This window comes from Falsirhodobacter sp. 20TX0035 (assembly GCF_028307215.1).
Classification (GTDB): Bacteria; Pseudomonadota; Alphaproteobacteria; order Rhodobacterales; family Rhodobacteraceae; genus Falsirhodobacter.
Window position 1 is genome coordinate 732,989 of sequence record NZ_JAQMHV010000001.1, and the last position, 21,354, is coordinate 754,342.

Sequence of the window (21,354 nt, forward strand, 5' to 3'; positions counted from 1 at the left end):
CGGCGTTTTATTTTCGAATGGCCGACAAGGCGCGACACAGATTGTCCAGATCGTCCAGCGTAGAGTAGCGGATCGACAGGACCCCACCCTCCCCACCCGCCAGATGATCGATCTGCACTTCCATCCCCAGATTGATGCTCAGATCCGTCTCCAGCGAACGCGTGTCGGCATCCTTGGCCCCGGCCTTGGCGATGCGGGTGCGTTCGCTGCGGTCCGCCTTGCCCTTTGCCAGACGTTCCGTTTCGCGCACGGACAGCCCACGGTCCACGACCTGACGGGCCAGTGCCGAGGCGTTGTCACTGGTGATGAGGGCACGGGCATGACCCGCCGAAATCTGCCCTTCCCGCAACAGTGCCTGCACATCTTCAGGAAGATTAAGCAATCTCAACAAGTTGGCGATATGGGGACGGCTTTTGGACAGGGCTTCGGCCAGTTTTTCCTGCGTGTGGCCGAACCGGTCCATGAGCTGGCGGAAGCCCATGGCCTCCTCGATCGGGTTCAGGTCCGCGCGCTGGATGTTTTCGATAATCGCGACTTCAAGAACTTCGGTATCGTCGAAATCCCGGACCACAACCGGCACGTCGTGAAGCTGTGCCATCTGAGACGCGCGCCACCGACGCTCTCCCGCCACGATCTCATACCGGTCTGTCCCCTCAAGCGGACGGACGATCAGGGGCTGGATCACCCCCTTCTGCCGGATCGACGAGGCGAGATCCGCCAGCCCTTCCGACGAAAACTCGCGCCGTGGCTGGTTCGGGTTCGGGACGATCTTTTCAATCGGAAGCGTCATGTCCGCACGCCGAGGCGCGGTTTCCGAGGGCGCGGAAACATTGATATCCGCCATCAGGGCCGACAGGCCGCGTCCCAACCCACGCCGTTCGGGCTTGCGATCCATCATGCGCTCCTCCTCATGGGGGTGCGGTGGGAGGCCGTCATTTCCGCCACCAGCGCCCGATACGCCTCGCTGCCCTTGGAAGAGGAGTCATAGGCCAAGACGGGAACGGAGAAGGAAGGCGCCTCGCTGACCCGCACATTGCGGGGAATGATCGTGGCGAAAACGAGTTCGCCGAGCGTTTGCCGCGCATCGTTTTCGACCAGTTGCGACAGGTTGTTGCGCTTGTCGTACATCGTCAACACCACCCCTTCGATGCGCAGCGAGGGGTTTGCCGTCTGGCGAACCTCGCGCACCGTCAGCATCAGCTGTGACAACCCTTCAAGGGCGAAGAACTCCGCCTGCAGAGGAACAAGCACCGAGTCCGCAGCCACGAGGGCGTTGATGGTCAGCAGGTTCAGCGACGGCGGGCAGTCGATCAGAATGTAATCGTAGCCGCTGTCGATGTCCTTCAAGGCGTCCTGCAGCAGGAAGGTCCGCCGCTCGTTCGACAGCAACTCCATGTCGGCAGAGGATAAGTCCGCATTTGCCGGACAGATGTGCAGCCTGTCGAAGGCCGTTGGCCGGGCGATCTCTGCCAGAGGCATCTGTTCGACAAGAAGATCGTATGTGGTAAGGCTCCGCGCTTCCGGCTCGATCCCCAGCCCCGTGGACGCGTTTCCCTGCGGATCCAGATCGATCAGCAGCGTCTTGCTGCCCTTTTCCGCCAAGGCGGCAGCCACGTTGATCGCGGTCGTCGTCTTACCCACCCCACCCTTCTGGTTGGCAATGGCGATGATCCGGGTGTTTTCAGACATGAAACAGCTTTCCGACTTCCACAATCACGCCTTCGGAATCGGTTCGACTGGGATGAACAACATGGTCAAATTGCCATGTCTTTCTGGCGTCCGCAATCTCTTCCATGTGACGGACGCCCTTTGGGAACAGGGCGATGCCTGTCTTCGAACGATGAAGTTGAGTGAAACCAAGAAGTGCGGGAAGTGCCGTCAAAGCTCGCGCAGACAGCACATCCGCCCCTAGCGGGGGAACCGCTTCGATCCGCGCATTTACCACCTGAGCGTTCAGCTTATGACGGCTTATCATTTCACGCAAAAAGACGCATTTGCGTTGATCCGACTCCACCATGGTGACAACACGATCCGGATCGTGCTCCTTAGCCATGATAGCGATCACCAGGCCGGGAAGCCCCCCACCACTCCCTAAGTCCACCCAAGTTTTGCCTCGGCCGCCAAGCTTGTAAAGCTGCACCGAGTCCGCGACGTGCCGCTGCCAGATGTCCCTCTCGGACGCTTTGGCAATCAGGTTTATCTTCTGCGTCCACTTCAACAGCGAGGCAACGTAATCCTCAAGAAGAAGGTGTGTTTCACGTGAAACATCATCCAGCACGTTTCACACCGTCCCGCTTAATCCGCGCCAAGATCAGGATAAGCGCGGCCGGCGTCATCCCTTCAATCTGCTTTGCCGCTGCGATGGTAGCAGGCTTATTGCACACGAGCTTTACTACAAGCTCGTTTGAAAGACCAGAGATCGACCGGAAGTCGATATCGCTCGGGATCGCCACAGCCTCATCGCGTTGAAGAGCATCGGCGGCCACCTTTTGACGATCCGTATACTGCGCGTAGACCGCGTCCGTGATGATCTGTTGGCGTATATCCTCAGGCAGCGACGCGAAGGTTGGGGCTAGATCGTCAAGGACGCCTCTTGCCACTCCATCGATAGCCAAGACCGCCAGACCACTGCGACGTACGCCGTCCTTGCTGATCTTGACTCCGCGCGCTTGAAGTTCCGTCGGCGTAAGCTGAAGGGCGTCAAGGTCGGCCCTCCCCGCTTCCACGAGCTCCATCTTCCGGTGGTAGGCATGCGCCCTGCCCTCATGAACCAGGCCCAGATCAATACCTGATTGCGTAAGACGTTGGTCCGCATTGTCCGCCCGAAGCGACAGCCGGAATTCCGCTCGGGAGGTGAACATGCGGTAAGGCTCGGTCACGCCTCGGCTGATCAGGTCCGACGTCATCACACCAAGATAGCTGTCCGTCCGGCTGAAGGTCTTCGGGCCCCTTCCCTGCACCCGCAGGGCCGCGTTCAACCCCGCAATCACGCCCTGTGCTCCGGCTTCTTCATACCCGGTTGTGCCGTTGATCTGACCGGCCATCCAGAAGTTCTGAATGGCACGCAGTTCCAGCGTGTCAGTCAAACCGCGAGGATCAAAGAAGTCATACTCGATCGCGTATCCGGGCTGGGTGATCTTGACGTTCTCCAACCCGACGATCGTCCGAACGTAGTCTTCCTGAACCTCAGCCGGGAGAGATGTGGAAATGCCGTTCGGATAAACGGTCGTGTCGTCCAGACCTTCCGGCTCCAGGAAGATTTGATGGGAGTCTTTTTCAGCGAACCGGACGATCTTGTCCTCGATCGAGGGGCAATAACGCGGTCCTACCCCCTCAATATGTCCGCCATACATGGCCGAACGGGAAAGGTTCGCGCGAACAACCTCGTGCGTTTTCTCGTTGGTATGGGTCACGCCGCAGGATACCTGCCGCACTGCAGGGACGCTCGACAGGAAGGACAGCATCACCGGATGTTCATCACCCGCCTGGTGTTCAAGACGATCCCAATTGATGGAACGGCCATCCAGACGCGGCGGAGTCCCCGTCTTGAGGCGCCCCCTTTGAAGTCCCAAGTCACCCAGTTGATGCGCCAGACGTACCGACGGCCGGTCGCCCATGCGCCCGCCGACGTGGCGCTTGTCGCCAATATGGATCACGCCATTCAGGAACGTGCCCGATGTCAGCACCACAGCATCGGCATGAATTTGCACATCTCCGGCAAGCTCAACGCCGTAAACCTTCTGATCCTTCACAAGAAGGCCAACAACTTCTCCGGCAAGAAGGTCCAGGTTCTGGGTTGCCTTGAGTGCATCCTGTACGGCCAACCGGTACAACTTCCGGTCCGCCTGAATACGCGGGCCTTGAACCGCTGCACCTTTTCGGCGGTTCAGCAGGCGATATTGAATGCCAGCCAAGTCCCCCGCCCGCCCCATGATGCCATCCAAGGCATCGATCTCTCGAACCAGATGCCCCTTACCCAATCCACCGATAGCCGGGTTGCAGGACATCACGCCGATCTTGTCCGTGTCCAAACTGATCAGCAAAGTTCTAGAACCAAGGCGTGCGGAGGCCGCAGCCGCTTCAACACCCGCATGCCCGCCACCAATCACGATCACCGCATAATGTTTCACGTGAAACACCTACTTCCCGATACAGAAACTTGAAAAGATCTCGCCAAGAAGATCTTCGACATCCACCCGACCAACCAGAAGATCGAGTTCAAAGATACCGTGTCGCAGAGCTTCCGCCGCCACTTCATCTTTTGCCTTGGATATTAACTCATCCTGCGCCGATTCTAAATGCGCAATCGCATTCGATATGGCCAGACGATGACGTTCTCGAGTAATCGTGCTGGATTGACCGCTGAGGGTTTGCAGATACTTCGTGATGTCCTGAACCAATTGATCCAGACCTTGGCCTGTCAGGCCTGACACGCCCACTCCCGTTAGATCGGCTTTGGCGCCGACAACAATATCATTCTCGATCGGACCCAAGGAAAGAGGGTTTCCATCATCCAGAAACACGCGCAGGTCGGCCTGTTTGGCCCGCTGGACAGCGCGCTCGATGCCCAAGGTTTCGACCGGATCATCGGTGGTGCGGAGGCCGGCGGTGTCCAGAACAGTGACCGCCAAGCCCCCCATATCCATCCGCACCTCGATGATGTCACGCGTGGTGCCCGCAACGTCCGAGGTAAGCGCTGCATCACGTCCCGCCAAAGCATTGAGAAGTGTGGACTTTCCGGAGTTCGGCGCACCTACGATGGCCACTTCGAACCCGTCGCGGATACGTTCCGCTGCCCGGCTTCCAGCCACCTCCTGCCGCAGATCGAGGAGAACGGTGTCAAGAAGCGCATTCACCTCCGGCCGAACATCCACCGGCACGTCCTCATCAGCGAAATCTATGGTTGCTTCGATCAGCGCCGCCGCACGGATCAGGTCGCGCCGCCAACCGTCGGCGCGGCGACCGATGGCGCCGGACAGAACCCGCAGCGCCTGGCGCCGTTGGGACTCGGTCTCCGCATCGATCAGGTCGGCCAGCCCTTCGACCTGCGCCAGATCAAGACACCCGTTTTCCAAGGCGCGGCGGGTGAACTCCCCTGCTTCGGCCAACCGACATCCGGGCATCTTCGACAAGGCGCGCAGAACGGCAGAGATCGTGGCGAGGCTGCCATGCACATGCAGCTCGGCCACATCCTCGCCCGTGAAGCTGGCGCCCTTCTGGAACAGAAGCACAAGTGCATCGTCCAAGGGGCCGGTTTCGTCGCTCAGCCGCCGCAAGGCAGCGCGGCGCGGCTCGGGGAGCGTCTCCACCCCCAGACCACGAACCGTCTCGAACGCCAAGGGGCCGGAAATCCGCAGGACCGAGACCCCCGCCCTGCCACGGGCGCTGGCAAGGGCGTAGATCGTATCCATACGTAACCCCTTGATATATCAGGTATTCATCGAGTCGAAGAATTCCGAGTTCGATTTCGTCTGCTTCAGCTTTGAGATCAGGAACTCGATCGCGTCCGTGGTTCCCATCGGGTTCAGGATGCGGCGCAGGACATAGGTCTTCTGCAGATCCGACTTGTCGACCAGCAGATCCTCTTTCCGCGTCCCGGACTTGAGGATGTCCATCGCAGGGAAGACGCGCTTGTCGGCGACCTTGCGGTCCAGCACGATCTCGGAGTTTCCGGTCCCCTTGAACTCCTCGAAGATCACCTCGTCCATGCGGCTGCCGGTATCGATCAGCGCGGTCGCGATGATGGTCAGCGATCCCCCCTCCTCGATGTTCCGGGCGGCGCCGAAAAAGCGTTTGGGGCGTTGCAGGGCATTGGCGTCCACGCCGCCCGTCAGCACCTTGCCCGAAGACGGCACGACCGTGTTGAAGGCCCGCCCCAGGCGCGTGATGCTGTCCAGAAGGATCACCACGTCGCGCTTGTGCTCCACAAGGCGCTTGGCCTTCTCGATCACCATCTCGGCCACGGCCACGTGGCGCGTCGCGGGCTCGTCGAAGGTCGAGGACACGACCTCGCCCTTCACGCTCCGCTGCATGTCCGTCACCTCCTCGGGCCGCTCGTCGATCAGCAGCACGATCAGGTAGCATTCCGGGTGGTTCATCTCGATCGAATGGGCGATGTTCTGCAGAAGAACCGTCTTGCCCGTCCGCGGCGGCGCCACGATCAGGGCGCGCTGCCCCTTTCCGATCGGCGAGACGAGGTCGATGATCCGGGCCGAACGGTCCTTGATCGTCGGATCCTCGACCTCCATCTTCAGCCGCTCGTCGGGATACAGCGGCGTCAGGTTGTCGAAGTGGACCTTATGGCGCGCGTTCTCCGGCGTGTCGAAGTTGATCTTCTGCAGGCGCGTCAGGCAGAAGTAGCGCTCGTTCTCGCTCGGCGCCTTGATCACGCCCTCGACCGTGTCGCCGGTGCGCAGCGAATACTGGCGGATCATCTCGGGCGAGACGTAGATGTCGTCCGGCCCCGACAGGTAGTTGGCCGAGGGCGAGCGCAGGAAGCCGAAGCCGTCCTGCAGCACTTCCAGGACCCCGTCCCCCCCGATCTCCCAGCCTTCCTCCGCATGCTCCTTCAAAAGCTGGAACATCATCTCGCCCTTGCGCATGGACGGCGCGTTCTCGATCTCCCACTCCTCGGCCATGGCCAGAAGGTCGGCCGGCGTCTTGGCCTTCAGATCGGAAAGGTTGAGGCGTTCGATGATCTCGGTCGTGTCGGTCATGCGGGGAAACTTGTCATTGGGGCGCGGCAAGGCGCGCTCGGGTCACGTCGGAACGGAGAATGCATCGGACCGGACGGTCCTGCTGATGCCGCACATATGCGTCCGGCCCCTTCAAGTCAACTAGAACCGCACGATCACGGACACCACGATCAGGACCATCAGCAGCGTCGGCACCTCGTTCATGATGCGGTAGGTCCGGCCCGACAGGCGGTTCGTGCCGCGTTCGAAATCCTTGCGCCGGGCGGCCAGCCAGCCGTGAAACCCGCTCATCGCCAGAACGCCCGCGGCCTTGGTCCAGGGCCAGACCTGCGACCAGTCCACCACCCCCGGCGTGAACACCAGCGCCAGCCCGAAGACCCAGGTGGCGATCATCGCCGGGTTGATGATGGCCCGCAGCAGCCGGCGCTCCATCGTCTGGAACAGTGCCTCCGGCACCTCGTTCTCCGCGTGATAGACGTAAAGCCTCGGCAGATAGAACAGGCCCGCCATCCAGGCGATGACGGCGATCACGTGAAACGCCTTGATCCACGGATAGGCGTTGGTCAGCAGGTCGGACATGACCTCTCCTCTTTTAAAAGAAGAGTTATAAGAAGAAGAAAGATGATGATGTAAGGGGTGTGGATATCTGAATCATGGATATTCCTCACAACGCTTTTGCACAAGGCGCGGCCTGTGGATGACATCATGGGCGACTCAGTTTCGAATTGTACCAATCTTGCCGAATAGACCCAGTAAACAAGGGCGTTTCACCACTTGTCAGCACTGTGGATAAGTTTGTGAGTCTTCATGAAGGAATCGCGAATATCCCCGATTCGCTCCCAAGCCGTTCTGCATCTTCCACAGGTGGATAAGTTCGGGCCGAATCTTGACACTGGAAGCCGTTCTGCCCATCCCTGCGTCAAGGGAAATTTTCCCGGAACCGACCCTCGTGATTCGACCCCGATTCCTCCACAGATTCGCCCCGGCCCCTGAACATGCGCCTTATTCTTGCCACATCTTCCGAATCACGCCGCCAGATGATGGCGAAAGCGGGGCTGGTCGCAGAAGCGATTCCCGCCCGCATCGACGAGGAGGCCGTTCGCGCCTCGCTGGACGCCGAAGGCGCCAAACCCCGCGACGTGGCCGACACCCTGGCCGAGATGAAGGCCCGCAAGATCGCGGAACGCCACCCCGACGCCATCGTCATCGGCGGGGACCAGGTGCTGGTGTTCGACGGGCGCATTCACGGCAAGCCCGACACGCCGGATCAGGCGCGCGACCAGCTGCGGTCGATGCGTGGCCAAACACACCAGCTTCTGTCGGCCGTGGTGGTGTATGAGGAGGCGCGGCCCGTCTGGCGTCACGTAGCCGAGGCGCGGATGGTCATGCGCCCCTTTTCCGACGCTTGGTTGGACGGTTATCTTCAGCGCAACTGGGACAGCGTCCGCCATTCCGCGGGCGCCTACAAACTGGAGGAGGAAGGCGTGCGCCTGTTCACCGAAGTCAAGGGCGACTGGTTCACCGTGATGGGCCTTCCCCTGCTGCCGCTTCTGGCCTGGCTGGGAAACCGGGGATTCATCGATGGCTGACCGCATTCCGCTGGCCGGCGTTCTGGGCCATCCGATCGCCCACAGCCGTTCCCCCCGCCTGCACGGCTACTGGCTGCACCGCTACGGGCTGCCCGGTCACTACATCCCGATGGATGTGGGGGGGCCGGATCTGGAACGCGTGATCCGGGCGCTGCCCAAGGCCGGCTTCGTCGGCGTGAACGTCACCCTTCCGCACAAGGAGGCGATGATCGGTCTGGCCGATGTGGTGACCGACCGGGCCGCTTTGATCGGGGCCGCGAACACCATCACCTTCCTGCCCGATGGCCGGATCTATGCCGACAACACCGACGGCACCGGCTTTCTCGCCAACCTGCGCCAAGGGGCGCCCGACTGGGACCCGAAGGCCGGCCCCGCCGCCCTGATCGGGGCCGGCGGCGCCGCACGCGCCGTGATCGCCGCCCTGATCGAAGCGGGCGTGCCCGAGATCCGCCTGGCCAATCGCACCCGTGCGCGGGCCGAGGCGCTGCGCGCCGATTTCGGCCCCCGCGTCCTTGTGCAGGATTGGATCCAAGCCGCCAATATGCTGGAGGACGCGATGACGGTGGTGAACACCTCTTCCCTCGGCATGACGGGCAAGCCCGACTTCCGCGTGCCGCTGGACGCCCTGTCGCCCAAGGCCACCGTCACGGACATCGTCTACACGCCGCTGGAGACGACGCTTCTGGCCGAAGCGCGGGCGATGGGCTGCACGGTGGTGGACGGACTGGGCATGCTGCTTCATCAGGCCGCCCCCGGGTTCGAGCGCTGGTTCGGCCAGCGCCCCGAGGTGGATCAGGCAACACGCGACTTCGTGCAGGGATGATCCGTCTCGGCCTCACCGGCTCCATCGGGATGGGGAAGTCCACCACGGCGGCCATGTTCGCGGGGGCAGGGGTCCCCGTCTGGGACGCGGACGCCGCCGTGCACCGCCTGTACGCGCCGGGTGGGGAGGCCGTGGAGCCAATGCGGGCGGCCTTTCCGGCGGCGGTGACGGATCACGTCAGCCGCCCGGCCCTCAAGGCGCTCCTTGCCGCCGATCCCACCCAGCTTGTCCGCATCGAAGGCATCGTGCATCCCTTGGTGGCCGAGGATCGAGAACGGTTCCAGCCGCAGGCGGATCTGGTCGTCTTCGACATCCCGCTGCTGTTCGAACGCGACATCGCGATGGACGTCACCCTTCTGGTCACCGCGCCGCACGCCCTGCAACGCACCCGCGTGCTGGCCCGTCCCGGCATGACGGAGGACACCTTCGACCTGATCCTGTCCCGCCAGATGCCCGACCGCGACAAGCGCGCCCGCGCCGATCACGTGATCGAGACGCTGGAAATGGACGCGACCCGCTTGCAGGTCCAGGCCCTGATCCGCTATCTCTGTTCCCATGCGTGAAATCGTTCTGGACACCGAGACCACCGGCCTCGACCCCTTCACCGGCGACCGGATCGTGGAGATCGGGGGCGTGGAGCTGTTGAACCACATGCCCACGGGCCGCACCTATCACCAGTACATCAACCCCGAACGCAACATGCCCAAGGAAGCGTTCGACGTGCACGGCATTTCCGAGGAGTTCCTGCGCGACAAGCCGGTCTTTGCCAGCATCGGACAGGAGTTCCTGGATTTCGTGGGCGACGCGCGGCTGGTCATCCACAATGCCAGCTTCGACATGAAATTCCTGAACTACGAACTCAAACGCATGGGCCTGCCGGAACTGCCCATGACGCAGGCGTTGGACTCGCTGGCCATTGCCCGCCGCCGCTTCCCCGGTTCGCCCGCCTCGCTTGATGCGCTGTGCCGGCGGTTCGGGATCGACAACTCCTCCCGCACGAAACACGGGGCGCTGCTGGACAGCGAGATTCTGGCGGATGTGTATCTGGAGCTGATCGGCGGCCGTCAGCCCGATCTGGTGCTGACCACGGGCCCGGCGCGCAAGGACGGCATCGCCACCGACTGGCGCCCCCGTCCGCGCCCCGTCCCGCTGGCCCCCCGGCTGACCGAAGGGGAAGCCGCCGCCCATGCCGCCTTTGTGGCAAAGCTGGGCGACGGCGCGATCTGGCGAAAGCGCGGTTAGACCACCGTGTCGGTGGACGGCGCGTTCTGCTGGGCAGCGGCGCGCCGCTGCAGTTCGGCCCGGTACAGCGCCAGGAAGTCCACGTTGTCCACGTTCAACGAAGGGAAGCCCCCGTCGCGCGTCACGTCCGAGATGATGCGGCGGATGAACGGGAATAGCAGGCGCGGGCATTCGATCAGCAGGAACGGATGGATCTGGTCCTCGGGCACGCCCTCGATCTGGAACAGCCCACCATAGTCCAGTTCCAGAAGGAACAGCGTTTCGCCGCCGTTCTTGTTCTTCGACGTCACCTTGAACTTCGTCGTGACCTCGTACTGGTTCGGGGCCGCGCGCTTGCGGCCGTCCAGGCTGACCTGCACCTGGATGTCCGGTTGCACGTCCCCGCCCGAGATGCCCTTCTGGGCGACCATGTTCTCGAAGGACAGGTCGCGCACATACTGGGCCAAGGCCTGCATGCGCACCTGCGGCGGGGCCGAAGGGGTGGCAGACGGGGCGGTGCCGTTCAACTCGGTCATGGAAAACTCCTTGATGTCCGGAGGTGTTCTAGCAACACAATCAGTGCCGGGTCCACGCCGAAGGCGGGCGGTGGGTCACCTTTTCCGTTTCAAGATCGATGAACTCGCCGTCGATGGTCGTGTCGGCCGGGCGCGGGGTGGCGGAACCCGGACGCTTGATCCGCACCTTGGCCGCGATGCGCCGCATCACCAGCTTGCGCACGGGGGGCAGCATCAGAAGAAGGCCCAGCGTGTCGGTCAGGAAACCGGGCAGGATCAGCAGGATGCCGGCGGCCACCAGCATCGCCTTGTGGGCCAGCGGCGACAGCGGATCGCCCTTGGCCTGAAACTCGCGCATGCGGGACGTGCCGCCCTGCGCGCGGATCAGCGCCATGCCCCCCGCGGCCGTGGCTAGGATGATCAGAAGCGTCGCGCCCAGCCCGATGGCCGACCCGATGGTCACGAACAGGCTGATCTCGATCAGCGGCAAGGCGATGAGCAGGGCAAAAGGCCACATGCAAAGGCTCCTTCTGAATACGGCGGGGCTGTGGACTTGGCCGCGCGCGGTCCCTACATAAGGGCTTCGGGGCAAATCCCAAACCCCTGACCGAGGTAATGCATGAGTTCGTCGACCGTGATCCAGCTTCTTGTCCTTGCAGCGATTGCCGTGTTCCTGATCCTGAAACTGCGATCGGTCCTGGGCACGCGCACGGGATATGAAAAGCCGCCCGTGCAGCCGGGCACGGTCGCCCCGGCGGGGCTGCCCCGGACGGACGTGGCCGAAGGCGGGCCGGACCGGGACATCACGGACCATGTTCCCGAAACCTCGGACAGCGCGCGCGCCTTTGCCGCGATGAAGCGGGTGGAGCCGTCCTTCTCGGTCGCCGAATTCCTGACGGGCGCCCGCGGTGCCTACGAGATGATCCTTCTGGCCTTCGACCGCGGCGATCTGGACAGCGTGAAGGGCTTCATCGCCCCCGAGGTGCACGACGCCTTCGCCCAAGCGGTGGAGGCGCGCCGCGCCCAGGGGCTGACCGTGCATTCCAACATCATCGGCATCCGCGAACTGGCCGTGAACGAGGCGACCTTCTCGGACACGAGCCGCATCGCCGAAATCACCGTCCGCTTCATGGCCGAGATGACGACGGTCGTGAAGAACGCCGCCGGCGAGGTCGTCGAGGGCAGCGAAACCGAGACGAAGCGCCAGCGGGACCTGTGGACCTTCCAGCGGGCGATGGGCGCACAGGATCCGAACTGGCGTCTCGTCGCGACGGGCGAGTGAACCGGGCGTTGTCCCCTTCAGCCGCCGGTCTTCCGGCGGCTTTTGCATGGCGGGCGGCCTGATGGCCCGGCGTCGCACCCTCCGCCCCGAGGAGCAGGAGCTGTGGCAGGCGGTCGCCCGCACGGCCCAGGCGATGCACCCGGAACGAAGGACGCCCGCCCCGGTGCCGCCGCCCGAGCCCGTATTGTCCTCACCCCCCAAGGCCGATCCACGGCCCGTCGGCCCGTTCAGCATGGGCGCCCGAACCTCCACCCGGCCGCATGACATCGCGCCCACCCTGCGGGACCAGATCGCCGCCCATCCGTTGAAGATGGACGCCAAGCAGTTCGCCCGCATGTCGCGCGGCCGGCTGGCGCCCGAGGCGCGGATCGACCTGCACGGCATGACGCTGGCCGAAGCGCATCCCGAGTTGATGCATTTCGTGCTGGACGCGCACCGGCAGGGGATGCGGCTGGTTCTGGTCATCACCGGCAAGGGCAAGGTGCGCGACGAAGGCGGCCCCATCCCCACCCGCATGGGCGTGCTGCGCCATCAGGTGCCCCAATGGCTGCGCCTGCCACCCTTAGGCCCCGTCGTGCAGCAGGTGGCCGAGGCGCATCTCAAACATGGCGGCATGGGCGCCTATTACGTCTACCTCCGCCGCCGATAAGGCTTGTCCGGCCGGCACGCCCGGCTAACGTGCCGGTCAAAGGGAGGGGACCATGACGTTCATCACCGCCAGCCTGATCATCGGCATCATCGCCACGGCCATCTTCGATCTGTGGGGGCTTCTGGTCGCCGTGCTGCGCCGCCAGCCGCGTCCGCGTTGGGATATGGCAGGCCGCTGGTTCTGGCACATGGCACAGGGCCGTTTCCGGCATGACGACATGGCCGCCCTTCGCCCCGTCGGGGGCGAATCCCTTCTGGGGTGGGTCCTGCACTACGTCATCGGGGTGATCTACGCCGCCCTGATCCCCCTGATCTGGGGGATGGACTGGCTGGAGCATCCGACGCTGGCCCCCGCGCTGATCGTGGGCGTGGTTACGGTGCTGGCAGGCTGGCTCCTCATGTCGCCGGGGATGGGCAACGGCATCGCCGCCAGCCGGGCCCCGCACCCGTGGACGGTGCGGGGGCTGCAACTGGCGGCGCATGTGGTCTTCGGCCTCGGCCTGTGGATCGGGGCCTTGATCTACAGCATGTAGCGCGACACGTCGGTGCTGCGCGCCAGCGTGCCAAGGTTCGCCTCCACATAGGCGGCATCGACCACCACGGCCTCGCCCTCCCGGTCGGGGGCCACGAAGGACAGCTCCTCGAACACCCGCTCGATCACGGTGTAAAGCCGCCGCGCCCCGATGTTCTCGACCGAGCCGTTGACCTCGGCCGCGATGCGCGCCAGCGCCGCGATGCCGTCGGGGCGGAACATGACGTCCACGCCTTCGGTCGCCATCAGCGCCGTGTACTGCCGCGTCAGGGCGTTGTCGGTGTCGGTCAGGATGCGGACGAAGTCGCCTTCCGTCAGGGCCTGCAGTTCCACCCGGATCGGCAGGCGGCCCTGAAGTTCCGGCAGCAGGTCCGAGGGCTTGGCCACATGGAATGCGCCCGAAGCGATGAACAGGATGTGGTCCGTCTTGACCGCGCCGTGCTTGGTGGACACGGTGGTGCCCTCGATCAGCGGCAGAAGATCACGCTGCACACCTTCGCGCGACACGTCGCCGCTGCGGTTGTCGCTGCGGGCGCAGACCTTGTCGATCTCGTCGATGAAGACGATGCCGTTCTGCTGCACGGCCTCCAGCGCCGCGGCCTTGACCGCCTCGTCGTCCAGAAGCTTGTCGGCCTCGTCGTTCATCAGCACGTCATGGCTGTCGGCCACGGTCATCTTCTTGCGCACGGTGCGCCCGCCGAAGGCCTTTCCGAAGATGTCGCCCAGTTGCATCATGCCCGGCTGCTGGCCCGGGATCTCCATGTTGCCCAGGGGGTTCGTGGTGTCGCGCACCTCCAGCTCGATCACCTGGCGATCCAGTTCGCCCGATTTCAGCTTCCGGCGGAACATCTCGCGCGTCTGTTCGCGCGCGTCCTTGCCGGCCAGCGCCTCGATCACGCGGTCCTCGGCGGCCTTGGCGGCGCGGGCCTTCACATCCTCGCGCATCCATTCGCGCGTTTCCACCATGGCGGCGTCCACCAGGTCGCGGATGATGCTTTCCACGTCGCGCCCGACATAGCCGACCTCGGTGAACTTCGTCGCCTCCACCTTCAGGAAGGGCGCGCGCGCCAGCTTGGCCAGACGGCGGCTGATCTCGGTCTTGCCGACGCCCGTGGGGCCGATCATCAGGATGTTCTTGGGATAGACCTCGTCGCGCAGATCGTCGCCCAGCTGCTTCCTGCGCCAGCGGTTGCGCAGGGCCACGGCCACCGCGCGCTTAGCACCGGACTGGCCGATGATGAAGCGGTCCAGCTCGGCGACAATCTCTCGGGGGGTCAGGTCTGTCATCGTGTCTCCTTCAGGCCGCCCGCGGAACATTCGCCGCGCGGGCATCGTTGTCGTGGAAATATATGGAGGATTGGTCATGCCAACACCGGCAGAACTTGAAAAGAAACTGTGGAAGGCCCTGAACGATCACGCGACGGCCTTCCTTGGCCTGTCGAACGCCGAACACGGGCACGGGCGCCCGATGACGCTGATCAGCGAAGGCGACCACGGTCCGCTGTGGGTGTTCACCACCAAGACCAACGACATGGTCGAATCCGCCCATGCCGGCAGCGCCGCCTTCGTACATTACGTGTCCAAGGGGCATGACCTCTGGGCCTGCGTGCACGGCAACGTCACCATCTCCACCGACCGCGCCGACATCGACCGCCTGTGGAACAGCCACGTCGCGGCCTGGTACGAAGGCGGCAAGGACGATCCCAGCATCGCGCTGATCCGCTTCGAACCCGACCATGCCGAGATCTGGGAAGACAGCTCCAGCGTCGTGGCGGGCGTAAAAACCGCCCTTGGCCTGTCCGATCCCAAGAAGGACGCGCAGAACAAGAAGGCCACCGTCCAGCTGTGACACGGCGCCGGCCTTCGGGCCGGCACCGCTTTCAGGCCTGGCGGGCAATGCGTTCCACCGTCAGCTTGCCGTTGGTGTAGACGCAAATGTCCGCCGCGATGGCCATGGCCTGACGGGCGATGTCCTCGGCCCCGAGGTCGGTGGACATCAGCCCCCGCGCGGCCGCCAGTGCAAAGTTCCCGCCCGACCCGATGGCCGCGACGTCATGCTCCGGCTCCAGCACGTCGCCGGCGCCGGTGATGACCAGAAGATCGGTGCCGTCGGTGACGATCAGCATGGCTTCCAGCTTCTGCAGATACTTGTCCGTCCGCCAGTCCTTGGCCAGTTCGACGCTGGCGCGGGCCAGCTGTCCTGGAAACGCCTCCAGCTTCGTTTCCAGCCGTTCCAGCAGCGTGAAGGCGTCGGCGGTGGATCCGGCAAAGCCGCAGACCACGTCGCGCCCGCCCGGGGACAGGCGGCGCACCTTGCGCGCCGTGCCCTTGATCACGGTCTGGCCCAGGCTCACCTGCCCGTCGCCGGCGATGACCACTTCGTCGCCCCGGCGCACGCCGATGATCGTGGTGCCGTGCCAGCCGGGAAATTGCGTCTCCGCCATGGTGTCTCCTCTTTCTGTCGGGCTGTATATGGCGACAGGCCAAGGGGGCCTCAACCCTCTGGTGGGCAGAGGGCAAGGGACGTCGCAAAACTTTGCTTGAAGAACGGGCGATGCCACCAAGGCAACGCCAAAGGAAAAGGGCACCCGAAGGTGCCCGTTTCTCAGATCTCGCTCTTGATCCAGTTGGCCAGCGCCGCCTTGGGCGCCGCGCCGATCTTGTTGGACACGACCTGCCCGTCCTTGAACATGAACAGCGCCGGGATGCCGCGCACGCCCAATTCGGCCGGGCTGACGGGGTTCTCGTCGACGTTGACCTTCACGATCTTGACCTTGCCCGCGTATTCGGCGGCAAGCTCCTCCAGCGCAGGTCCGATCTGGCGGCAGGGACCGCACCATTCGGCCCAGAAGTCCACGACAACGGGGATGTCCGACTGACGCACTTCGGCGTCAAAGGTCGTGTCGGTTACGGAAACGGTGGCCATGGGCAAACTCCTGTCTGATGGGTTCCAGACGTAGGCATGCAACCCAAACGCGTCAAGCGCCCGGTATTTGCTTGCGTCATGCCTCCGTTCCCGACAAACCTTGCGCAAACAAGAGGGTGGCCATGCAGATCGAACATACGAGCCTTCCAGGCGTTCTTCTTTTGACTCCAAGACGTTTCGGCGACTCGCGGGGATTCTTCTCGGAAAGCTGGAATCGGAAGACCCTGATGCAATCCGGGGTTGATCTGCCGGAGTTCGTTCAGGACAATCATTCCATGTCGGCCAAGGCCGGAACCGTGCGCGGCCTGCACTTCCAGTCGCCGCCGCACGCGCAGGGCAAGCTGGTGCGCTGCGGGCGCGGGGCGCTGTTCGACGTGGCGGTGGACATCCGCGTGGGCTCGCCGACCTACGGGCAGTGGACGGGGGCGGAATTGTCGTTCGAGAATGGCAAGCAGCTGTGGATCCCGGCGGGCTTCCTGCACGGCTTCGCCACCCTGACCGACGATACCGAGATCTGCTACAAGTGCACCGACCACTACGCCCCCGACTGCGACGGCGCGGTGCGCTGGGACAGCGCGGGCATCGACTGGCCGCTGCCGGCGGGCGTCACGCCGCTGCTGTCCGACAAGGACGCCGCCGCGCAAAGCCTTGCCGATTTCAAATCCCCCTTCGTGATGGAGCCTGCATGAACATCCTGATCACCGGCGGCGCCGGCTTCATCGGTTCGGCCGTGGTGCGTCAGGCGATCCGCGACGGTCATTCGGTCGTGAACGTGGACGCGCTGACCTATGCCGCCTGCCTCGACAACGTGGCCGAAGCGGCGGAAAGCCCGAACTACGTGTTTGAGAAGGCCGACATCCGCGACCGCGCGGCACTGGACCATATCTTCGCGCAGCACAAGCCGGACGCCGTGATGCATCTGGCGGCCGAGTCCCACGTGGACCGGTCCATCGACGCGCCCGGCGATTTCATCGAAACGAACGTGCTGGGCACCTTCAACATGCTGGAAGCCGCCCGCGCCTTCTGGACCCAGCAAGGCAAGCCCGACACGTTCCGCTTTCACCACATCTCCACCGACGAGGTGTTCGGCACGCTGGGCGAGACCGGACAGTTCACCGAAGACACGCCCTACGCTCCGAACTCCCCCTACTCGGCTTCGAAGGCCGGATCGGACCATCTGGTGCGCGCGTGGCACGAAACCTACGGCCTGCCCGTGGTGATGACCAACTGCTCCAACAACTATGGACCGTATCACTTCCCGGAAAAGCTGATCCCGGTCGTGATCCTGAAGGCGCTGGCGGGCGAACCCATCCCCGTCTACGGCAAGGGCGAAAACGTCCGCGACTGGCTGTATGTGGAGGATCACGCGGACGCCCTGCTGACCGTGGTGCAGAAGGGCGAACTCGGCCGATCCTACAACATCGGGGGCGAGAACGAGGCGAAGAACATCGACATCGTGCGCACCATCTGCGCCATCCTGGATGAAAAGCGTCCGAAGGCCGCGGCGTATGCCGACCAGATCACCTTCGTGATCGACCGTCCGGGCCACGACCTGCGCTATGCCATCGACCCCACCCGCATCCGCACCGAACTCGGCTGGCGTCCCTCCGTGACGCTGGAACAAGGGCTGGAAAAGACGGTGGACTGGTATCTGGCGAACGAGGACTGGTGGCGCCCGCTGCAGGCCCGGGCCGGCGGTCGGCTGGGAACGAAGGCATGATCCTCGTCTTCGGGGAAACCGGACAGGTCGCGCGGGAACTGAAGCGCCGCCTGCCCGACGCCACCTTCCTGTCGCGCGCGCAGGCCGACCTGTCGGACCCCGCGGCCTGCGCGGCGGCGATTCGCGACAGCGCCGCCACCGCCGTGATCAACGCCGCCGCCTGGACAGCCGTGGACAAGGCGGAAACCGAGGAGGCGGCCGCCACCGTCATCAACGGCGACGCGCCCGCCGCCATGGCCCGCGCCTGCGCCGAAAAGGGCATCCCCTTCGTCCACATCTCCACCGACTACGTGTTCGACGGCAGCGGCACCGCGCCGTGGACACCGTCCGACGCCACGGGGCCGATCGGCGCCTATGGCCGGTCGAAGCTGGCGGGCGAACAGGGCGTTCAGGCCGCAGGCGGCGCCCATGCGATCCTGCGCACCAGCTGGGTGTTTTCGGCCCATGGCAACAACTTCGTCAAGACGATGCTGCGCCTGGCCGAACGCGGCACCCTGAACGTGGTGGAGGATCAGGTCGGCGGTCCCACCCCCGCCGCCGACATCGCGGACACCTGCATCGCCATGGCCAAGGCGCTGTGCGACGATCCGTCGACATCCGGCATCTACCACCTGTCGGGCGCCCCGGATGTCAGCTGGGCCGATTTCGCGCGCGAGATCTTCGCGCAGGCGGGCCTGACGGTCGAGGTGACGGGCATCCCGTCCTCGGCCTATCCGACGCCCGCGAAACGGCCGGCGAACAGCCGGATGGACTGCGGCGATCTGGCGGTGTTCGGCCTGTCGCGCCCCGACTGGCGCCCGGGCCTGAAGGACGTGTTGAACGAGTTGGGAGCAGGGACATGACGCAGCGCAAGGGTATCATTCTGGCCGGCGGATCGGGCACGCGCCTGTATCCGATCACGATGGGCGTGTCGAAGCAGCTTCTGCCGCTGTATGACAAGCCGATGATCTACTATCCGCTGTCGGTGCTGATGCTGGCCGGCATCCGCGAGATCGCGATCATCACCACCCCGCAGGATCAGGACCAGTTCCAGCGCCTGATGGGCGACGGCAGCCAGTGGGGCATCCGCATCACGTGGCTGGTCCAGCCCAGCCCCGACGGGTTGGCGCAGGCCTACCTGATCGCGCGCGATTTCCTGGACGGCGCGCCCTCGGCCATGGTTCTGGGTGACAACATCTTCTTCGGCCACGGCCTGCCGCAGCTTCTGAAGGCGGCGGACGCGCAGCCCAAGGGCGGCACCGTCTTCGGCTATCATGTGGCCGATCCCGAACGCTACGGCGTGGTCGCCTTCGACGAGGCAGGCCGCGTGTCCACCATCATCGAAAAGCCCGACGTGCCGCCCTCGAACTACGCCGTGACGGGCCTCTACTTCCTGGACGGCACCGCCTCCGACCGCGCCGCGCAGGTGGTCCCCTCGGGACGAGGAGAGCTGGAGATCACCTCCCTTCTGGAGATGTATCTGGAGGAAGGCCTGCTGAACGTGCAGCAGATGGGCCGCGGCTATGCCTGGCTTGACACCGGCACGCATGCGAGCCTTCTGGACGCCGGCAACTTCGTCCGCACGCTGGAGGAACGTCAGGGCCTGCAGACGGGCAGCCCGGACGAGATCGGGTTCAGCCAAGGCTGGATCAACGAAAGCCAGCTGGCCGACCGGATCGACCTGTTCCGCAAGACGAACTACGGCAAGGCGCTGCAGGACCTGCTGCGCTGAGGCGTGACTTCGCGGAGATGACGGCTACCTTCCCGCACGTCGCAAAGGAAGGAAGCCGTCATGAAGCGCGCCATCGTCACCGGAGGGGCCGGACTGATCGGCCAGGGCATCATCGCCCGTCTGCAGGAGGACGGGTGGGAGGTCGCGAGCCTCGACCTCCAGCCCTCGCGCCTTGGCCGGCACATCGACTGCGATCTGGGGGATGAGGCGTCGATCACCGCCGCGATGGACACGCTGGGCTGGGACCGCCTGGACCTTCTGGTCAACAATGGCGGCAAGGTGAAGGGCGGAACCTCCATGGATCTGGCCGGCACCTCGCTGGCGGACTGGAACGCCCTTCTGGACACCCACCTGACCGGTGCCTTCTTGATGAGCCGGGCGGCGCTGCCTCTTCTGGCGAACGGCGGCTCCATCGTCATGATGGTGTCCACGCGGGCCCTGATGTCCGAAGGGGGCGATTTCGCCTATGCGGCGGCCAAGGGCGGGATGGTCGGTCTGACGCAGGCGCTGGCCGTGCAGCTGGGTCCGCGGATTCGCGTGAACGCCATCGCGCCGGGCTGGATCACCGACGCCACCGACCTTTCGGACAAAGATCACGCGCAGCATCCCGTGGGCCGTGTCGGGCGGCCTGCGGACATCGCGCAGGCCGTCCTGTATCTGGCGCAGGCGGATTTCGTGACGGGTCAATGCCTTGTGGTCGATGGCGGGATGACGAAGAAGATGATCTACGCGGAATGATCCTGCGCCCCGCCTCATGTTTCTGTTGCAAACATTGAATTGGTTGGGGGACCGCCCCCGTGATATGACTGTTCCACAGGCATAGGAGCGCGCATGGCCCCCCGGATCTCGTTCGAATTCTTCCCGCCGAAGACGCTGGATGCCTCGTTCCGGCTGTGGGAAACCGTGCGCATGCTGGCCCCGCTGGAACCGGGCTTCTGTTCCGTCACCTATGGCGCGGGCGGCACCACCCGCCAGCTGACGCATGAGGCGGTAACCACCATCGGCCGCAACTTCGGCCTGAACGTCGCGGCGCACCTGACCTGCGTGGACGCCACGCGCGCCGAAACGCTGGAGATCGCGAACACCTACGCCGACGCCGGCGTGACCGAAATCGTGGCCTTGCGCGGCGACGCGCCCAAGGGCGTCGACCGCTTCACGCCGCATCCCGAAGGTTTCGCGGATTCGGTGGAACTGGTGAAGGCGCTGGCCGACACCGGGCGCTTCCACATCCGGGTGGGCGCCTATCCCGAACCGCATCCTGAGGCGGGGCATCCCGGCGCGGATGTGGAATGGCTGAAGCGCAAGATCGACGCGGGCGCGGGCAGCGCCATCACCCAGTTCTTCTTCGAACCGGACACCTTCCTGCGCTTCCGCGACGCCTGTGCAAAAGCCGGCATCACCGCGCCCATCCTGCCCGGCATCCTGCCGATCGAGAATTTCGAAGGCGTCCGCCGCTTCGCCCTGCGCTGCGGCCAGACCGTCCCTGACTGGCTTTCCGCACGTTTCGAGGCAACGGAGAAGGACCGCCACGAGGCGCTGGCCATCCGCCTGTGCTACGAGCTGTGCACCCGCCTTGTGGATGAAGGGGTGGAAGATCTTCATTTCTACACCCTCAACCGCCCGCATCTGAGCCGGGACGTCTGCCTCGCTTTGGGCCTGCGCAGCACCAACGAACGCGACGTGGCCTGAGCG

General features: G+C 64.4%; 26 protein-coding genes. 14 read left to right on the forward strand and 12 right to left on the reverse strand.

The genetic code is table 11. From position 1 onward, the window contains the following. Positions 1-7: 7 nt before the first annotated feature. From PIJ50_RS03710 to hemJ, 7 genes are all read right to left on the reverse strand, one after another. Positions 8-895: a ParB/RepB/Spo0J family partition protein gene (locus PIJ50_RS03710; protein ID WP_271972945.1), complete on the reverse strand. Its 888-nt coding sequence runs from the start codon at positions 893-895 to the stop codon at positions 8-10. Beyond that, positions 895-1,689, reverse strand: coding sequence for a ParA family protein (locus PIJ50_RS03715; protein ID WP_271972947.1), 795 nt, complete (start codon positions 1,687-1,689; stop codon positions 895-897). Before PIJ50_RS03715 ends, PIJ50_RS03710 begins: the two co-directional genes overlap by 1 nt. Next, positions 1,682-2,278 (reverse strand): 16S rRNA (guanine(527)-N(7))-methyltransferase RsmG, encoded by a 597-nt coding sequence (rsmG, locus tag PIJ50_RS03720; protein WP_271972793.1) that lies wholly within the window; start codon positions 2,276-2,278, stop codon positions 1,682-1,684. Before rsmG ends, PIJ50_RS03715 begins: the two co-directional genes overlap by 8 nt. Continuing rightward, a complete protein-coding gene (mnmG, locus tag PIJ50_RS03725; protein ID WP_271972795.1) occupies positions 2,268-4,130 on the reverse strand; it encodes a tRNA uridine-5-carboxymethylaminomethyl(34) synthesis enzyme MnmG in 1,863 nt (620 codons plus the stop codon). Before mnmG ends, rsmG begins: the two co-directional genes overlap by 11 nt. A 9-nt stretch (positions 4,131-4,139) precedes the next feature. Then, complete coding sequence (gene mnmE, locus PIJ50_RS03730; RefSeq protein ID WP_271972796.1) at positions 4,140-5,411, reverse strand: tRNA uridine-5-carboxymethylaminomethyl(34) synthesis GTPase MnmE; 1,272 nt, start codon at positions 5,409-5,411, stop codon at positions 4,140-4,142. Between the two features lie 18 nt (positions 5,412-5,429). Beyond that, positions 5,430-6,698 carry a transcription termination factor Rho gene (rho, locus tag PIJ50_RS03735; protein WP_271972949.1) on the reverse strand — a complete coding sequence of 423 codons (1,269 nt, stop codon included), beginning with the start codon at positions 6,696-6,698 and terminating at the stop codon, positions 5,430-5,432. 138 nt (positions 6,699-6,836) lie between these two features. Further along, positions 6,837-7,274: a protoporphyrinogen oxidase HemJ gene (hemJ, locus tag PIJ50_RS03740; protein ID WP_271972798.1), complete on the reverse strand. Its 438-nt coding sequence runs from the start codon at positions 7,272-7,274 to the stop codon at positions 6,837-6,839. 416 nt (positions 7,275-7,690) lie between these two features. Between hemJ and PIJ50_RS03745 the strand changes: the two genes are divergently transcribed. From PIJ50_RS03745 to dnaQ, 4 genes are read left to right on the forward strand one after another with little or no spacing between them, the layout of a single operon-like run. Beyond that, positions 7,691-8,284, forward strand: coding sequence for a Maf family protein (locus tag PIJ50_RS03745; RefSeq protein ID WP_271972800.1), 594 nt, complete (start codon positions 7,691-7,693; stop codon positions 8,282-8,284). Next, positions 8,277-9,107 (forward strand): shikimate dehydrogenase, encoded by an 831-nt coding sequence (locus PIJ50_RS03750; protein ID WP_271972802.1) that lies wholly within the window; start codon positions 8,277-8,279, stop codon positions 9,105-9,107. The genes PIJ50_RS03745 and PIJ50_RS03750 overlap by 8 nt, the downstream gene beginning before the upstream one ends. Beyond that, positions 9,104-9,670, forward strand: coding sequence for a dephospho-CoA kinase (gene coaE / locus PIJ50_RS03755; protein WP_271972804.1), 567 nt, complete (start codon positions 9,104-9,106; stop codon positions 9,668-9,670). Before PIJ50_RS03750 ends, coaE begins: the two co-directional genes overlap by 4 nt. Then, positions 9,663-10,349, forward strand: coding sequence for a DNA polymerase III subunit epsilon (gene dnaQ / locus PIJ50_RS03760; RefSeq protein WP_271972805.1), 687 nt, complete (start codon positions 9,663-9,665; stop codon positions 10,347-10,349). The genes coaE and dnaQ overlap by 8 nt, the downstream gene beginning before the upstream one ends. Here the strand turns inward: dnaQ and secB are convergent. Both secB and PIJ50_RS03770 read right to left on the reverse strand, forming a co-directional pair. Beyond that, complete coding sequence (gene secB, locus PIJ50_RS03765) at positions 10,346-10,864, reverse strand: protein-export chaperone SecB (protein WP_271972807.1); 519 nt, start codon at positions 10,862-10,864, stop codon at positions 10,346-10,348. The genes dnaQ and secB overlap by 4 nt on opposite strands. Before the next feature lie 40 nt (positions 10,865-10,904). Next, positions 10,905-11,360, reverse strand: coding sequence for an FxsA family protein (locus tag PIJ50_RS03770; protein ID WP_271972808.1), 456 nt, complete (start codon positions 11,358-11,360; stop codon positions 10,905-10,907). A gap of 102 nt (positions 11,361-11,462) precedes the next feature. Here PIJ50_RS03770 and PIJ50_RS03775 point away from each other — a divergent pair, with 102 nt between their 5' ends. From PIJ50_RS03775 to PIJ50_RS03785, 3 genes are all read left to right on the forward strand, one after another. Next, on the forward strand, positions 11,463-12,125 hold the full coding sequence (locus PIJ50_RS03775; RefSeq protein WP_271972810.1) for a Tim44/TimA family putative adaptor protein: 663 nt from the start codon (positions 11,463-11,465) through the stop codon (positions 12,123-12,125). A gap of 61 nt (positions 12,126-12,186) precedes the next feature. Next, positions 12,187-12,774 carry a Smr/MutS family protein gene (locus PIJ50_RS03780; RefSeq protein WP_271972811.1) on the forward strand — a complete coding sequence of 196 codons (588 nt, stop codon included), beginning with the start codon at positions 12,187-12,189 and terminating at the stop codon, positions 12,772-12,774. Positions 12,775-12,826: 52 nt separating this feature from the next. Further along, the gene (locus PIJ50_RS03785) at positions 12,827-13,306 is read left to right on the forward strand and encodes a DUF2938 domain-containing protein (RefSeq protein ID WP_271972813.1); all 480 of its coding nucleotides are present in this window, start codon (positions 12,827-12,829) and stop codon (positions 13,304-13,306) included. On the opposite strand, the gene hslU is transcribed toward PIJ50_RS03785, so the two are convergent. Then, positions 13,294-14,592: an ATP-dependent protease ATPase subunit HslU gene (hslU, locus tag PIJ50_RS03790; RefSeq protein WP_271972815.1), complete on the reverse strand. Its 1,299-nt coding sequence runs from the start codon at positions 14,590-14,592 to the stop codon at positions 13,294-13,296. The genes PIJ50_RS03785 and hslU overlap by 13 nt on opposite strands. Positions 14,593-14,668: 76 nt before the next feature. On the opposite strand from hslU, the gene PIJ50_RS03795 reads away from it, so the two are divergent. Next, positions 14,669-15,154: a pyridoxamine 5'-phosphate oxidase family protein gene (locus tag PIJ50_RS03795; protein WP_271972817.1), complete on the forward strand. Its 486-nt coding sequence runs from the start codon at positions 14,669-14,671 to the stop codon at positions 15,152-15,154. A gap of 31 nt (positions 15,155-15,185) precedes the next feature. On the opposite strand, the gene hslV is transcribed toward PIJ50_RS03795, so the two are convergent. Together hslV and trxA are read right to left on the reverse strand one after the other, a co-directional pair. Continuing rightward, positions 15,186-15,749: an ATP-dependent protease subunit HslV gene (hslV, locus tag PIJ50_RS03800; protein WP_271972819.1), complete on the reverse strand. Its 564-nt coding sequence runs from the start codon at positions 15,747-15,749 to the stop codon at positions 15,186-15,188. A gap of 161 nt (positions 15,750-15,910) precedes the next feature. Then, a complete protein-coding gene (trxA, locus tag PIJ50_RS03805) occupies positions 15,911-16,231 on the reverse strand; it encodes a thioredoxin (RefSeq protein WP_271972821.1) in 321 nt (106 codons plus the stop codon). 122 nt (positions 16,232-16,353) lie between these two features. On the opposite strand from trxA, the gene rfbC reads away from it, so the two are divergent. The 6 genes from rfbC to metF all read left to right on the forward strand — a co-directional run bounded on the left by rfbC (position 16,354) and on the right by metF (position 21,351). Then, entirely contained in the window at positions 16,354-16,920 is a 567-nt protein-coding gene (rfbC, locus tag PIJ50_RS03810; protein ID WP_271972822.1) for a dTDP-4-dehydrorhamnose 3,5-epimerase, read from the forward strand. Continuing rightward, positions 16,917-17,951, forward strand: a complete 1,035-nt coding sequence (rfbB, locus tag PIJ50_RS03815) for a dTDP-glucose 4,6-dehydratase (RefSeq protein WP_271972824.1) — start codon at positions 16,917-16,919, stop codon at positions 17,949-17,951. The genes rfbC and rfbB overlap by 4 nt, the downstream gene beginning before the upstream one ends. Further along, on the forward strand, positions 17,948-18,793 hold the full coding sequence (gene rfbD / locus PIJ50_RS03820) for a dTDP-4-dehydrorhamnose reductase (RefSeq protein ID WP_271972825.1): 846 nt from the start codon (positions 17,948-17,950) through the stop codon (positions 18,791-18,793). The genes rfbB and rfbD overlap by 4 nt, the downstream gene beginning before the upstream one ends. Further along, a complete protein-coding gene (rfbA, locus tag PIJ50_RS03825) occupies positions 18,790-19,662 on the forward strand; it encodes a glucose-1-phosphate thymidylyltransferase RfbA (protein WP_271972827.1) in 873 nt (290 codons plus the stop codon). The genes rfbD and rfbA overlap by 4 nt, the downstream gene beginning before the upstream one ends. 60 nt (positions 19,663-19,722) lie before the next feature. Next, complete coding sequence (locus PIJ50_RS03830; protein WP_271972828.1) at positions 19,723-20,400, forward strand: SDR family NAD(P)-dependent oxidoreductase; 678 nt, start codon at positions 19,723-19,725, stop codon at positions 20,398-20,400. A gap of 93 nt (positions 20,401-20,493) precedes the next feature. Continuing rightward, positions 20,494-21,351: a methylenetetrahydrofolate reductase [NAD(P)H] gene (metF, locus tag PIJ50_RS03835; protein ID WP_271972830.1), complete on the forward strand. Its 858-nt coding sequence runs from the start codon at positions 20,494-20,496 to the stop codon at positions 21,349-21,351. The last annotated feature ends 3 nt before the right edge of the window (positions 21,352-21,354 follow it).

What these genes read in the sequence shown, in the direction of transcription:
- hslV (WP_271972819.1), bottom strand. Translation starts at nt 15,749, where the DNA reads ATGGCGGAGACGCAATTTCCCGGCTGGCACGGCACCACGATCATCGGC.
- rfbD (WP_271972825.1), top strand. Translation starts at nt 17,948, where the DNA reads ATGATCCTCGTCTTCGGGGAAACCGGACAGGTCGCGCGGGAACTGAAG.
- PIJ50_RS03775 (WP_271972810.1), top strand. Translation starts at nt 11,463, where the DNA reads ATGAGTTCGTCGACCGTGATCCAGCTTCTTGTCCTTGCAGCGATTGCC.
- rfbC (WP_271972822.1), top strand. Translation starts at nt 16,354, where the DNA reads ATGCAGATCGAACATACGAGCCTTCCAGGCGTTCTTCTTTTGACTCCA.
- rfbB (WP_271972824.1), top strand. Translation starts at nt 16,917, where the DNA reads ATGAACATCCTGATCACCGGCGGCGCCGGCTTCATCGGTTCGGCCGTG.
- hemJ (WP_271972798.1), bottom strand. Translation starts at nt 7,274, where the DNA reads ATGTCCGACCTGCTGACCAACGCCTATCCGTGGATCAAGGCGTTTCAC.
- rfbA (WP_271972827.1), top strand. Translation starts at nt 18,790, where the DNA reads ATGACGCAGCGCAAGGGTATCATTCTGGCCGGCGGATCGGGCACGCGC.
- dnaQ (WP_271972805.1), top strand. Translation starts at nt 9,663, where the DNA reads ATGCGTGAAATCGTTCTGGACACCGAGACCACCGGCCTCGACCCCTTC.
- PIJ50_RS03780 (WP_271972811.1), top strand. Translation starts at nt 12,187, where the DNA reads ATGGCCCGGCGTCGCACCCTCCGCCCCGAGGAGCAGGAGCTGTGGCAG.
- PIJ50_RS03750 (WP_271972802.1), top strand. Translation starts at nt 8,277, where the DNA reads ATGGCTGACCGCATTCCGCTGGCCGGCGTTCTGGGCCATCCGATCGCC.
- PIJ50_RS03785 (WP_271972813.1), top strand. Translation starts at nt 12,827, where the DNA reads ATGACGTTCATCACCGCCAGCCTGATCATCGGCATCATCGCCACGGCC.
- PIJ50_RS03770 (WP_271972808.1), bottom strand. Translation starts at nt 11,360, where the DNA reads ATGTGGCCTTTTGCCCTGCTCATCGCCTTGCCGCTGATCGAGATCAGC.
- hslU (WP_271972815.1), bottom strand. Translation starts at nt 14,592, where the DNA reads ATGACAGACCTGACCCCCCGAGAGATTGTCGCCGAGCTGGACCGCTTC.
- PIJ50_RS03710 (WP_271972945.1), bottom strand. Translation starts at nt 895, where the DNA reads ATGGATCGCAAGCCCGAACGGCGTGGGTTGGGACGCGGCCTGTCGGCC.
- PIJ50_RS03830 (WP_271972828.1), top strand. Translation starts at nt 19,723, where the DNA reads ATGAAGCGCGCCATCGTCACCGGAGGGGCCGGACTGATCGGCCAGGGC.
- mnmE (WP_271972796.1), bottom strand. Translation starts at nt 5,411, where the DNA reads ATGGATACGATCTACGCCCTTGCCAGCGCCCGTGGCAGGGCGGGGGTC.
- PIJ50_RS03715 (WP_271972947.1), bottom strand. Translation starts at nt 1,689, where the DNA reads ATGTCTGAAAACACCCGGATCATCGCCATTGCCAACCAGAAGGGTGGG.
- PIJ50_RS03795 (WP_271972817.1), top strand. Translation starts at nt 14,669, where the DNA reads ATGCCAACACCGGCAGAACTTGAAAAGAAACTGTGGAAGGCCCTGAAC.
- trxA (WP_271972821.1), bottom strand. Translation starts at nt 16,231, where the DNA reads ATGGCCACCGTTTCCGTAACCGACACGACCTTTGACGCCGAAGTGCGT.
- PIJ50_RS03745 (WP_271972800.1), top strand. Translation starts at nt 7,691, where the DNA reads ATGCGCCTTATTCTTGCCACATCTTCCGAATCACGCCGCCAGATGATG.
- coaE (WP_271972804.1), top strand. Translation starts at nt 9,104, where the DNA reads ATGATCCGTCTCGGCCTCACCGGCTCCATCGGGATGGGGAAGTCCACC.
- metF (WP_271972830.1), top strand. Translation starts at nt 20,494, where the DNA reads ATGGCCCCCCGGATCTCGTTCGAATTCTTCCCGCCGAAGACGCTGGAT.
- secB (WP_271972807.1), bottom strand. Translation starts at nt 10,864, where the DNA reads ATGACCGAGTTGAACGGCACCGCCCCGTCTGCCACCCCTTCGGCCCCG.